Origin of the sequence: Aliivibrio fischeri (genome assembly GCF_009727955.1) — a bacterium.
Lineage (GTDB): Bacteria > Pseudomonadota > Gammaproteobacteria > Enterobacterales > Vibrionaceae > Aliivibrio > Aliivibrio fischeri_A.
In genome coordinates this window covers 211,674-225,328 of the sequence record NZ_WOBR01000007.1, presented here as the reverse complement: position 1 = coordinate 225,328, position 13,655 = coordinate 211,674, and the positions used below count along the sequence as shown (strand labels likewise).

Genomic DNA, 13,655 nt, shown 5'->3' with positions numbered 1-13,655 from the left:
AAGATTAGGGCTTTTTTACGTTTGTAGAAAATGGATGAGTGAAAGTATAGACACTGCGAAGTGGTAGTTCAGTTGGTTAGGCTTTTTATTGGAGAGCTTAGCGGCCAGTTACGCCAGAGGACGTCTCGCTTTCAAGGTTGATAGCAAGTCCCGTTAACGTAGTCACTTATTTAAAAAAGCCCTAATCGAAAGATTAGGGCTTTTTTACGTTTGTGGGAAATGGATGAGTGAAAGTAGACACTGCGAAGTGGTAGTTCAGTTGGTTAGGCTTTTATTGGAGAGCTTAGCGGCCAGTCACGTCGGGGAACGTGTCACTTTCAAGGTTGATAGAAAGTCCCGTTAACGTAGCTACAGATGTAAAAAATGGATGAGTGAAAGTAGACATTGTGAAGTGGTAGCTCAGTTGGTTAGACTTTTTATTGGAGAGCTTAGCGGTCAGTCACGTCGGAGGACGTGTCGCTTTCAAGGTTGATAGAAAGTCTCGTTAACGTAGCCACTTATTTGAAGAAGCTCTAATTAAAGATTAATTTTTTAGAACGATATAGATTGAAATGAAGGAACATGAAATGTTAGATAGTTGGAGCTGTTTTAAAAGCTCTAGTTAGTAATTTTAATTTATAACGGTTGAATTCAGAATTAGATATATGGCTTTTGGAAGATATTATCGGTTTAATGTTGTTGACGTTTGAATATTAGAATATCAATTCTTTTATATTGATGATCTGAGAGGCAGGGGGTATAAAAAGAGGCACTAAAAGTAAGTACCTCTGTTAATTTCAACTTTTACATTTCTTTTTCCAGCTTCTTAGCCTTATCAATCATAGGAGTAATTGTTGAACCTTGCACTAAGATTGAAAAAACAACGACGGAATAAGTCATAACTAGAATAATTTCCCTTACATCTATATTTTTTTCAGGAATTACCATAATCCCTGCGGGAATAGCTAGTGCCATTGCTAATGCTAAACCGCCTCGTAATCCGCCCCAAGTTAAAATACGTACAGATAATGGATTGTAAGTTCTGAATCGGTTAAATCCAATATAAGAGATGAATACGCTCAAATAACGGCTTACTAGTACTAACGGAATAGATATCGCCATTAATACCCAGTCTTCTTGGTGGAATTGAAATAATAACATGGACATACCAATCAATAAGAATAGTACACCATTTAAAAACTCATCAACCAGTTCCCAGAAGTGATCTAAATGGTCTTCACTCTCTTTCGAGAAGCCAATGAATCGAGTCCAGTTACCAATCATAATACCTGAGACAACCATTGCTAATGGGCCTGAGACATGAAGCACTTCCGCAAGAGCATAACCAGCGGTTGGTATTCCTATCGTTAATAACAGTTCCATTGAGTGATCATTAGTTGAGCTAATCAGGTAATGGAATACAAGGCCTAAAACAAACCCATAAGCGATGCCACCAATGGCTTCTTGGAAGAATAATGCCGTTACACTTCCTACTGTCGGTGTTTCATTACCAAAGGCAATAGTGAAGAGCGTTACAAAAATGACAAGGCCAAAACCATCGTTGAATAATGATTCGCCTTCAATTTGAGTTGAGATTCTTTGTGGAGCATTCATCTTTTTAACGATAGCAAGAACGGCTATTGGGTCAGTTGGTGAGATTAATGCGCCAAATAGTAAGCAGTAAATAAGATCTAAATTAACCCCAATAACATTACAAATTGCCCATAAAACAAAACCGATAAAGAAGGTTGAAAACAGCGTAGCACCTAATGCGAGAACTGTTATTTCCCATTTCTGATCTTTTAAATTTTGTAATTTAATACCTAAGCCACCAGCAAAAAGAAGAAAACCTAAAATACCTTTCAATAAAAAATCTTCAAAGTTAATATCTGTTAACGTCTCAGTTGCTACTTCCCTAAGGTTAAACCAGTTATTTTGACCGGCAATGATAATGCCTAATGAAAGCATCATGGAACCTGCAGTAATAGCAATGGTTGTTTGCATTTTTCCAATTTTACTATTGAAAAATGCGATTAACATTGCAGCCGCTGCGAGAAAGCAGAGTGTGTTATATACGGACATTGCTTAACCTCTAGATTTTTATTTAATGTAACAAAGTGTGATTTATATCATTTTCCGCTCTATTTGATAAATATCAAATTTTATTTTCATTTTGTTGAAATAAAAATGCTTTTAGACGTCTAGATTTCTATAAAATGTGTGATAGGATTGTAACAGAAACGTATTATGGATGAGGTTGTACCGTGGCAGGAAGCAAAATAAAAGTACAAATAGAAAAGCAACTTTCAGAGCGAATTTTATTGATTGATGGTGGTATGGGCACCATGATTCAAGGTTATAAATTTGAAGAGGAAGATTATAGAGGGGAACGTTTTAATAAATGGCATTGTGATCTTAAAGGTAACAATGATTTATTAGTTCTTTCACAACCACAAATTATAAGAGATATACACGAAGCCTATTTGGAAGCTGGTGCTGATATCCTTGAAACTAATACTTTTAATGCAACAACTATTGCTATGGCTGATTATGATATGGAAAGCCTTAGTGAAGAGATTAACTTTGAAGCAGCAAAGCTTGCTCGTGAAGTTGCAGATAAATGGACAGAAAAGACACCAAACAAACCTCGTTATGTAGCAGGAGTGCTTGGACCAACAAACCGAACCTGTTCTATCTCTCCAGACGTAAATGACCCTGGCTTTCGTAATGTATCGTTTGATGAATTAGTGGAAGCTTATTCAGAGTCAACTCGCGCACTTATTAGAGGTGGCTCAGATCTTATTCTTATCGAAACTATTTTTGATACATTAAATGCCAAAGCGTGTTCTTTTGCTGTCGAGTCTGTTTTTGAAGAACTTGATATTACTTTGCCCGTTATGATTTCAGGGACAATTACTGACGCATCAGGAAGAACCTTATCGGGACAAACAACAGAAGCTTTTTATAATGCATTAAGACATGTAAAACCTATTTCTTTTGGTCTTAACTGTGCACTTGGTCCTGATGAATTACGTGAATATGTAAGCGAGCTTTCACGTATTTCTGAATGTTATGTTTCTGCGCACCCAAACGCTGGTTTACCTAATGCATTTGGTGAGTATGATTTATCTCCCGAAGATATGGCTGAGCATGTTGCGGAATGGGCAAGCAGCGGATTTTTAAATCTTATTGGTGGGTGTTGTGGCACCACTCCTGAACATATTCGTCAAATGGCTTTAGTTGTTGAAGGTGTGAAACCTCGACAATTACCTGAATTACCCGTCGCTTGTCGTCTTTCCGGGTTAGAGCCTTTAACAATAGAAAAAGAGTCTTTGTTTATTAATGTTGGTGAACGTACAAATGTTACTGGCTCTGCACGTTTTAAACGCTTAATTAAAGAAGAGCTTTATGACGAAGCACTAAGTGTTGCTCAAGAGCAAGTGGAAAATGGTGCTCAAATTATCGATATCAACATGGATGAAGGCATGCTTGATGCCGAAGCATGTATGGTTCGTTTTTTAAATCTTTGTGCATCAGAACCTGAAATATCTAAAGTTCCAGTGATGGTTGATTCTTCTAAATGGGAAGTAATTGAAGCTGGATTAAAGTGTATTCAAGGTAAGGGGATAGTTAATTCAATCTCTTTAAAGGAAGGTAAAGAAAAGTTTGTACATCAAGCCAAGTTAATACGTCGCTATGGTGCTGCAGTGATCGTTATGGCTTTTGATGAAGTCGGCCAAGCTGACACTCGTGAGCGTAAAATTGAAATTTGTACCAATGCCTACAATATTTTAGTTGATGAAGTTGGCTTCCCACCCGAAGATATTATTTTTGATCCTAATATTTTTGCGGTTGCTACAGGTATCGATGAACATAATAACTATGCAGTAGACTTTATTGAAGCCGTTGGTGATATAAAGCGAACGCTTCCTCATGCAATGATTTCAGGTGGTGTTTCTAATGTCTCTTTTTCTTTCCGTGGAAATAACTACGTTCGTGAAGCTATCCATGCCGTATTTTTATATCACTGTTTTAAAAATGGTATGGATATGGGTATCGTAAATGCAGGACAGTTGGAAATATACGATAACGTACCAGAAGATTTGCGTGAAGCGGTTGAAGATGTAGTACTGAATCGTAGAGATGATTCTACGGAACGTTTACTTGATATTGCAACTGAGTATTTAGAACGAGCTGTTGGTAAAGTTGAAGATAAATCAGCTTTAGAGTGGCGTGATTGGCCTGTTGAAAAACGTCTTGAACATTCTCTAGTGAAGGGGATAACAGAGTTTATTGTCGAAGATACAGAAGAAGCACGAATCAATGCAGAAAAGCCAATAGAAGTAATTGAAGGGCCATTGATGGACGGAATGAACGTCGTCGGTGATCTTTTTGGTGAAGGAAAAATGTTCCTTCCTCAAGTAGTAAAGTCTGCTCGTGTAATGAAACAAGCTGTTGCTCATTTAGAACCGTTTATTAATGCGTCTAAAGAAGTTGGAGCAACAAACGGTAAAATACTTTTAGCAACGGTAAAAGGTGATGTTCATGATATTGGTAAGAATATCGTTGGTGTGGTTTTACAGTGCAATAACTATGAAATAATTGATCTTGGTGTCATGGTCTCTTGTGAAACTATCTTGAAAGTAGCCAAAGAAGAAAATGTAGACATCATTGGTTTATCTGGATTAATAACCCCATCATTAGATGAAATGGTCCATGTTGCTAAAGAGATGGAACGACAAGGGTTTGATTTACCATTATTGATTGGTGGAGCAACAACTTCAAAAGCACATACAGCGGTAAAAATTGAGCAAAACTATTCTCAACCTGTTGTGTACGTTAATAATGCTTCTCGAGCTGTAGGTGTATGTACTTCATTACTTTCAAATGAACTAAAACCTTCTTTTGTTGAGAAGCTAGATATTGATTACGAACGAGTTAGGGAGCAGCATAGTCGTAAACAACCGCGAACTAAGCCAGTAACTTTAGAGGCTGCACGAGCGAATAAAGTTGCTATTGATTGGGCTTCTTATACACCTCCTGTCCCACTAAAGCCTGGTGTACATATATTTGATGACTTTGATGTTTCAACATTGCGTAATTATATTGATTGGACCCCATTTTTTATGACTTGGTCTCTTGTTGGGAAATACCCAAAGATCTTAGAGCATGAAGAAGTAGGTGAAGAAGCTAAACGATTATTTAAAGATGCAAATGATCTATTAGATCGAGTTGAAAAAGAAGGGTTACTTAAAGCCCGTGGAATGTGTGCGCTATTTCCAGCCTCTAGTGTTGGTGATGATATTGAAGTTTATACTGATGAATCACGCACTAAAGTTGCAAAAGTACTTCACAATTTGCGACAACAAACGGAGAAGCCGAAAGGTTTTAACTACTGTTTATCAGATTACATAGCACCCAAAGAGTCGGATAAAAATGATTGGATCGGTGGTTTTGCTGTAACTGGTGGTATTGGTGAGCGTGAACTAGCCGATGAATATAAAGCAAATGGTGATGATTATAACGCTATCATGATTCAAGCGGTGGCTGATCGTTTAGCTGAAGCCTTTGCTGAATATTTACATGAAAAAGTACGTAAAGAAATTTGGGGTTACTCTCCTAATGAGACACTTTCAAATGACGATTTAATCCGTGAGAAATACCAAGGTATTCGTCCTGCTCCTGGTTACCCAGCTTGTCCTGAACATACAGAAAAAGGGGCTTTATGGGAGCTAATGAATGTTGAAGAATCTATTGGAATGTCTTTAACATCAAGCTATGCAATGTGGCCCGGTGCATCTGTGTCAGGAATGTATTTTTCACATCCGGATTCTCGTTATTTTGCGATTGCTCAGATTCAGCAAGATCAAGCCGAAAGCTATGCCGATCGTAAAGGTTGGAATATGCTTGAAGCTGAGAAGTGGTTAGGTCCAAATTTGAATTAATAGTGAACTGACCTTTTAAACTAAAAAATGCCCATTAAATGTAATGGGCATTTTTGTATGTATCACTTATTGTTCAAAAAGTTCTTTGTGCAAGATTTTAACGGCTTGTTTAGATTCAGACTCATGAAGTAAGAAACATAAGTTATGTTGACTCGCACCATAACAAATCATACGTAAATTAAACTCCTCTAAAGTACCAAACACTCGTTTTGCTGAGCCTTTTGAATGGCTCATTTTGTTACCTATTAATGCGATTAAACAAAGATTATGTTCAACTTCAACAGTACATAACTCTTCTAATTCTTGTTGTGCTTCAAGTGGAAGCTCTGGAGCTTTACCATTGGTGTTTGTTTGATCTAAAGTAAGAGCAACGCTTACTTCTGAAGTTGTAATTAAATCTACAGAAATTTGGTATTTAGCTAAAATCTTGAAAACTTCAGCTAAGAAGCCATATGCATGGAACATACTTGGGCTATGTAGTGTTACCATCGTTTGGTTACAACGAAGGGTTAGCGCCCTAAATAAAGGAGTACTATCAACTTTTTCTTTAATCCAAGTCCCTCCTTTTTCAGGTTCTTTTGATGAACCAACAAAAACAGGAATTTGATGACGAAGCGCAGGGAGAAGTGTTGATGGGTGTAAGATCTTTGCACCGTAATTTGCCATTTCAGAGGCTTCGCTAAAGCTAATTTCTGGAATCGGTGATGCTTTGGGAGCAATGCGAGGATCCGTGGTATAAATCCCTGGTACATCTGTCCAGATTTCTAATCCGCATGCATCTACAGACTCAGCAATCAGTGCAGCACTATAGTCACTGCCACCACGACCCAAAGTTGTTGTATTTCCTTCGCTATCAGAACCAATAAACCCTTGAGTTACCACAATCTGTTGCTGACAAAGAGGAGTCAGTTTTTCTTGAGCTAAACGAGATATATCATGAAGTTGTGGTTCACCTTTTCCAAAACGAGAATCAGTGCGTAAAACAGTGCGAATATCAAAACGTATTGCAGGGTTTCCTCGCTCAATGAGTAATTGAGTGAATAAGTGAGTAGACATGAGCTCACCACAAGAGACTAGATGATCTGTTAATTTATCATTTGATTGAGATGCTGCCGTTTCTGCTGTTTTTTCAATATCATCCAATATATCTAAGATAGCTCGCTCTGGAATAAGTGGATCTGCGAGCTGATCTAATACAGAAAAATGAATGGTTTTTAATTCTTCAAGAATTGCTTTTTTTCTGTGATTATCTTGAACGCCATTAGCAAGTTCAACAAGAAGATTAGTCACACCAGAGCAGGCGCTAATCACTACAAGGTGAGTATTTGGATTTTGTTCAATGACACTTGCACTTTTCGTCATTGCTTCGAAATTTGCAACGCTAGTACCGCCAAATTTGGCAACATTAATAGGGTTCACTATCCTGTCTCCCGACTACATCCAGTGTAAAAAATAAATGTGAAGAAGCGATAGCAATAAGAGTGGTTTGCTAGAAGCTCTTCACTTAATAAATTAAGTGACAATCGTTAGGATTCAGCCTAAACGACCGACAATCCTACTCCCAATAGGATCATCTCGGCATTACTCTCCCTCACTAATTTGTGTTGGAGTTTGGGCTCCACAAATTAAGCTACCTAGGTAATGCTCCTCTTCTTTATATTTCCAAAATGAAATACGTTTCAATAATGTGCTTTTTTATGAATCAAATGTCAATTGTTGGTAATGCTTTTTTTGCTTTTCTTTTGTTTTAGGTAAAAAGTAGCTTTATAGGGCTATTTTTCGTAATTAAGTCACTCTAATCAAATAGTCTAATTGAGTTTAATTTTTCTTATGTCTATTCTTTAATCACCTCATATTGATAGGAGTTTATAATGCAAAGTTTTATACCACCGAAAAGAACCCTTATGGGACCTGGTCCTTCTGACATTTCTCCTCAAGTTTTACAGGCATTAAGTCGTCCAACTATTGGTCATCTTGATCCATTATTTATTAAAATGATGGATGAAGTAAAAGAGTTACTCAAGTACGCATTTCAAACTAAAAATGATTTTACTATTGCGGTTTCAGCTCCAGGTAGCGCAGGGATGGAAACGTGTTTTGTTAATTTAGTTGAAGAAGGCGAGAAAGTATTAGTATGTCGTAATGGCGTATTTGGTGAACGAATGCGACAAAATGTAGAGCGCTGTGGTGGTACTCCTATTGTTATTGATGATAAGTGGGGGGAGCCTGTATCCTTAGATAAAGTGACACAAGCATTAGAAAAAAATCCCGATATTAGTGTTGTTGCTTTTGTACATGCAGAGACATCTACTGGGGTTCTTAGTGACGCAAAAGCGATTGCACAAATTGCGAGACAATATAATTGTTTAACCATTGTGGATGCGGTTACCTCGTTAGGTGGCGTTCCTCTGTTAGTCGATGAATGGCAATTGGATGCGGTTTATTCAGGTTCTCAAAAATGCCTTTCTTGTACTCCAGGTTTATCTCCAGTCACATTTTCAGATAAAGCTGTCGCTAAAATGAAATCGAGATCCTCGGTAGTACAAAGTTGGTTTTTAGATCAGAGTTTAGTTCTTGGGTACTGGAGTGGAGAAGGAAAACGTAGTTATCACCATACTGCGCCAGTAAACAGTTTATACGCTTTGCATGAATCACTATTAATGCTTAAGAATGAAGGAATTGAGAAGGCTTGGCAACGTCATGCTGATTATCATCAAGAGTTAAAACGAGGCCTTGAAGCGTTAGGGATTAAATTTATTGTTGATGAAGAGTATCGTTTACCACAATTGAATGCCGTATATATACCTGAAGGTATTTCTGATACTCAAGTTAGAGAGTTGTTGTTAGAGGAATATAATTTAGAGATCGGTGCTGGTTTAGGTGAGCTTGCTGGTAAGGCATGGCGTATTGGTCTTATGGGATACGCAGCAAAAAAAGAGAATGTCGCATTGTGTTTAAAAGCATTATCTGATGTTTTAAAGTAAATATTAAATAAAACAGCCACTTAATTTCGTGGCTGTTTATGCTAATCGTTTTTAGTTAGTCATCCGTAATTTCTCATCGAGTTGTACGGATTCAAATTTACTTTTTGGGAAGAGGAATATGGCTTCTCTTCTTATATCTTCCGCTCTTTTTTCATCTCCCAACGCTTGATAAGCAATGATTAAGTTTTGATAAAAAGCAGGTCTTGGTTTGGTTTTTATTAATTCTTGTGACCACTCAATATAGGGTTTAATTAGCTCTGGTTTTTTATTAATAATGCCGATTTTTAATTGTGTTGAAAGTACGTCCCAATTGAACCTATCCTCCCACACAACAGGGTTGGTTACTCGACTTAAAATCTCTGGATTCATTGGTTTTGTGGTTTCAAATTGAGTTAATACCCAGTTTGTATGTAGCGTCGATAGCATGTAAAAACCAGTCACAATCGGTAACACTAATGAACTTACACGTAGGGTGATTTTACTGATGTCACTGATTCGATATTTTTTGTATTTACAGCTTAATTGGTCAATCCAAAATAAAAGAGTGATAAAAGTAAACCAATGAATCATTGAATGATAAAAAGGGTATTCTAATTGGCTATGAATAAAGATGGGTGCAATTAAAGCGAGTAGAGCAAATTGAGTATCCAGTTTGCTGCGTCGTATTTTGGCTAAGACACCGCCAGCGGCAAGTAATAAACCTAAAATAGCGACAATACCACCTTCAACTCCCCAGTATAAGATCTCGTTATGAGGGTGATCCATTGAAGGTAGACCCGGTTTGTAGTCAGAAGATAATTGATGTTGTTTCGCTGTATAAAGAATGTATTCAGCTTCGTAATTACCGTAACCATAACCTGTGACGGGTTTTTCTAAAAACATATCTAGAGCTTGGGGGAAGGTGTATCTTCTTGGACTATCTAAATCCGCTTTTTGGCTAGCAAGTGATACCTTTGAAATATCATCATTTTTGGATACATCGAGTAGAGCAAAGCTTCCACTAAAACCAATTACTAGCGCTAACAGCCAAGAAATAAAACGCGGTTTAGTGCAGTATTTCCACATATAAGGAACAAGCAGAACTAAACTAAAAGTCGCTGATAACCAACCAGTACGAGAAGCTAAAACAACAATTAAAGGTAGAGTGAATATGATTGTTGCGTAGAGTAAGGTTAATGCAATGATATTTTCTCGATACTTTATAGGTTGTCTTGCAAGGAAATAAGAGGCAATGGCCAAACCTGTTACGAGAAAGCTCGCCATAACATTGGGTTGTTGGAAAATACCATAAGGGCGATTTGCTATTACGTTATAACCAAATGAATTCCCTGCTTCTAAAAAAAGATATTGAATATAACCAAATAGAGTTTCAATAAGAACCGAACCAATGATGCACCATAACAACCATTGCTTCTGTTTATTTGAAAATGAAAACTGTTGTAGGGTGATAAAAAAGAGTAATCCAGCCCATAGACCTAAAAATTTCCCGATAGCAAGGTGTGGGGACGCCTCTTGATAAAGTAACGGAATTGATAATAAACATACCGAGATGAATAGTACGATGCTTAATGTTGAAAATTTAAGTATGCCTTGCTTTGCTATATGAAAAAGAGCGATGGCAATGGCGACACTCGCAGGGATCCAAGAAGCGGCATTAAATGCAAGGTGAAGGCCTGAACCACCAGGATTTGGCTGAAAAAAGTGAGCACAAAAAAAGAAAAGAATAGTAAGGCTGAGTAAAAAAGATTTGGTTAGAGGCTTTTTGACTTTTTTTGCTTCTAATAGGGTGCCTTGAGTTAAGAGCGTCGCCATTTTCCAACTATTTCCTTATGTAATAAAGCCAACAAAAATGTTGGCCTTATTCTATCTTATCCATAGGTGAAAGTGCGGACTTTCTGCTGAGTTACGTTATTTTAGCATCGGTTTTAAGAAGCGTGCCGTATGAGAGCCTTCAACTTGTGCAACATCTTCAGGAGTTCCTTCTGCTATTATCTCACCACCGCCTTGACCGCCTTCTGGACCTAAATCAACAATCCAGTCAGCTGTTTTCACTACATCCAAGTTATGCTCAATTACGACGATTGTATTGCCTCGTTCACGTAGACGATGAAGAACTGTTAATAATTGTTGTATATCATGAAAATGAAGACCTGTTGTTGGTTCATCAAGGATATACAGTGTTTTACCTGTATCTCGTTTTGAAAGCTCTCTTGCTAGTTTTACACGTTGAGCCTCACCGCCCGAAAGAGTCGTCGCAGCCTGACCTAAACGAATATAAGAGAGGCCAACGTCCATTAAGGTTTGTAGTTTACGAGCAATAACAGGAACTGGCTCAAAGAAGGTATGAGCATCTTCAATGGTCATTTGAAGGACTTCATCAATACTCTTTCCTTTGTATTTTACTTCTAATGTCTCACGGTTATATCGCTTACCTGCACAAACATCACATGGAACATAAACGTCTGGCAAGAAGTGCATTTCTACTTTAATAACACCATCACCTTGGCACGCTTCACAACGTCCACCTCGAACGTTAAAGCTAAATCGGCCTGGTTTATAACCACGAGAGCGTGATTCTGGTGTTCCAGAGAATAGTTCACGTATAGGTGTGAAAATACCAGTATAAGTTGCTGGATTTGAACGAGGTGTTCGTCCAATTGGACTTTGATCAATATCGATAACTTTATCAAAATGTTCGATACCTTTAATTTTTTTATACGGAGCTGGTTCTGATGTGGTGGCACCGTTTAATTGAGTATGAGCAATTTTAAAGAAAGTATCATTGATTAAGGTTGATTTACCTGAACCTGAAACCCCCGTGATACACGTAAACAATCCCACGGGCAGTTTTAATGTCACGTTCTTTAAGTTGTTTCCTGTGGCTCCAATAAGTTCTACTTGTTTCTTCGGATCGGCTTTAACACGCTCATTTGGTACCGCTATTTCTTTTGTTCCATTTAAATATTGGCCAGTTAATGATTCTGGATTTGAAATGATGGCTTCATAATCACCTTCGGCAACAATATGGCCACCATGAACCCCTGCTCCTGGGCCAATATCAATAATATGATCGGCACTGCGAATAGCATCTTCATCATGCTCTACTACGATAACAGTATTCCCTAAGTCTCGGAGATGATTTAGCGTTTTTAGTAGGCGTTCATTATCTCGCTGATGCAGGCCAATAGATGGTTCATCAAGGACATACATTACACCAACTAGACCGGCTCCGATTTGACTGGCTAAACGAATACGTTGAGCTTCACCGCCTGATAAGGTATCGGCACTGCGTGATAAATTGAGGTAATTAAGGCCAACATTAACCAAAAAGTGAAGGCGTTCGTTAATCTCTTTCATTACTTTATCGGCAATTTGTGCTTTTTGTCCTTGTAACGTCAATGAACTAAAGAAAGCCATTGAGTCTTGAATGCTCATTTCGCAGATTTCAGGCAATGTGGTATCACCCACAAATACATTTCTCGCCTCTAAACGTAAGCGTGTACCGTGACAACTTGAACAAGATTGAGTTGAAATATATTTGGATAGATCATCTCGAACAGCACTTGATTCCGTTTCTTTATAGCGGCGATCTAGCGTGTTTAATATTCCTTCGAATGGATGGCGTTTGACTCGTAGATCACCACGATCATTACTGTATTGAAATTCAATTTCTTCACTGCCTGAGCCATTAAGAATTATGTTTTGAAATTTCTTTGAAATGGATTTAAATGGTGCGAATAAATCAAAACCATAATGTTTAGCAAGTGAACCTAGCATTTGGAAATAGTAATAATTTTTTTGATCCCAACCTTTAATTGCGCCTTCTGCAATACTTAGTTTATCGTCTAAAACGACTCTATCGGCATCAAAGTATTGTTGTACGCCTAACCCATCACAGGTACCACAAGCACCTGCTGGGTTATTAAAAGAGAACAGACGGGGCTCAAGCTCTTGCATACTATAACCACAATGTGGGCAGGCAAAGTTCGCAGAGAAGATTAAAGGATCGTGTTCGCTGTCATCCATATAATCGACAACGGCAATACCGCCTGTTAATTCCAAAGCGGTTTCGAACGATTCTGCAAGGCGTTGTTGAAGATCATTCCTAACCTTAAAGCGATCAACGACAACTTCAATGGTGTGTTTTTTATGTAACTCTAGTGTTGGTGGATCAGAAAGATCGCAAACTTCACCATCAATACGTGCACGAATAAATCCTTGAGCTGCTAGGTTTTCAAGGGTTTTAACATGTTCACCTTTACGTTCTTTAACAATAGGTGCCAATAGCATTAGTTTTGTGCCCTCAGGTAGCTCTAATGCTTTGTCTACCATTTGACTGATAGTTTGTGCGGTTAATTCAACATGGTGCTCGGGGCAACGAGGCTCACCAATACGAGCATAAAGAAGGCGTAAATAATCGTAGATCTCAGTAATAGTACCAACCGTTGATCTAGGGTTGTGAGAGGTGGACTTTTGTTCTATTGAAATGGCAGGAGAGAGACCTTCAATGTGGTCTACATCTGGTTTTTCCATTAGAGATAAAAATTGACGAGCGTACGCTGATAAAGATTCAACATAACGTCGTTGGCCTTCAGCATATAAGGTATCAAAGGCTAAAGAAGACTTACCTGAACCTGAAAGTCCTGTAATTACAATCAACTTATCTCTTGGGATAGTTAAGCTGATGTCTTTTAGGTTATGGGTTCTGGCCCCTCTAACTTCAATTTTATCCATGGGAGTCTCACTG

6 protein-coding genes and 1 riboswitch are annotated in these 13,655 nt (G+C 38.0%); of the genes, 2 read left to right on the top strand and 4 right to left on the bottom strand.

The genetic code is table 11. The features are described 5' to 3' along the window. Positions 1–783: 783 nt before the first annotated feature. Entirely contained in the window at positions 784–2,061 is a 1,278-nt protein-coding gene (locus GNP81_RS11765) for a cation:proton antiporter (protein WP_155674843.1), read from the bottom strand. Positions 2,062–2,243: 182 nt separating this feature from the next. On the opposite strand from GNP81_RS11765, the gene metH reads away from it, so the two are divergent. Next, entirely contained in the window at positions 2,244–5,924 is a 3,681-nt protein-coding gene (metH, locus tag GNP81_RS11760; RefSeq protein WP_336495458.1) for a methionine synthase, read from the top strand. Between the two features lie 66 nt (positions 5,925–5,990). Here the strand turns inward: metH and lysC are convergent, their stop codons facing one another. Further along, positions 5,991–7,343: a lysine-sensitive aspartokinase 3 gene (gene lysC, locus GNP81_RS11755; protein WP_336495457.1), complete on the bottom strand. Its 1,353-nt coding sequence runs from the start codon at positions 7,341–7,343 to the stop codon at positions 5,991–5,993. 66 nt (positions 7,344–7,409) lie between these two features. Beyond that, a riboswitch (Lysine riboswitch) is annotated at positions 7,410–7,584 on the bottom strand. Between the two features lie 211 nt (positions 7,585–7,795). Between lysC and GNP81_RS11750 the strand changes: the two genes are divergently transcribed. Further along, entirely contained in the window at positions 7,796–8,908 is a 1,113-nt protein-coding gene (locus tag GNP81_RS11750; protein WP_155674841.1) for a pyridoxal-phosphate-dependent aminotransferase family protein, read from the top strand. Between the two features lie 51 nt (positions 8,909–8,959). On the opposite strand, the gene GNP81_RS11745 is transcribed toward GNP81_RS11750, so the two are convergent. Together GNP81_RS11745 and uvrA are read right to left on the bottom strand one after the other, a co-directional pair. Next, positions 8,960–10,720, bottom strand: a complete 1,761-nt coding sequence (locus GNP81_RS11745) for a PglL family O-oligosaccharyltransferase (RefSeq protein ID WP_155674839.1) — start codon at positions 10,718–10,720, stop codon at positions 8,960–8,962. Positions 10,721–10,816: 96 nt separating this feature from the next. Beyond that, the gene (gene uvrA / locus GNP81_RS11740) at positions 10,817–13,642 is read right to left on the bottom strand and encodes an excinuclease ABC subunit UvrA (RefSeq protein ID WP_155674837.1); all 2,826 of its coding nucleotides are present in this window, start codon (positions 13,640–13,642) and stop codon (positions 10,817–10,819) included. Between the last annotated feature and the right edge of the window lie 13 nt (positions 13,643–13,655).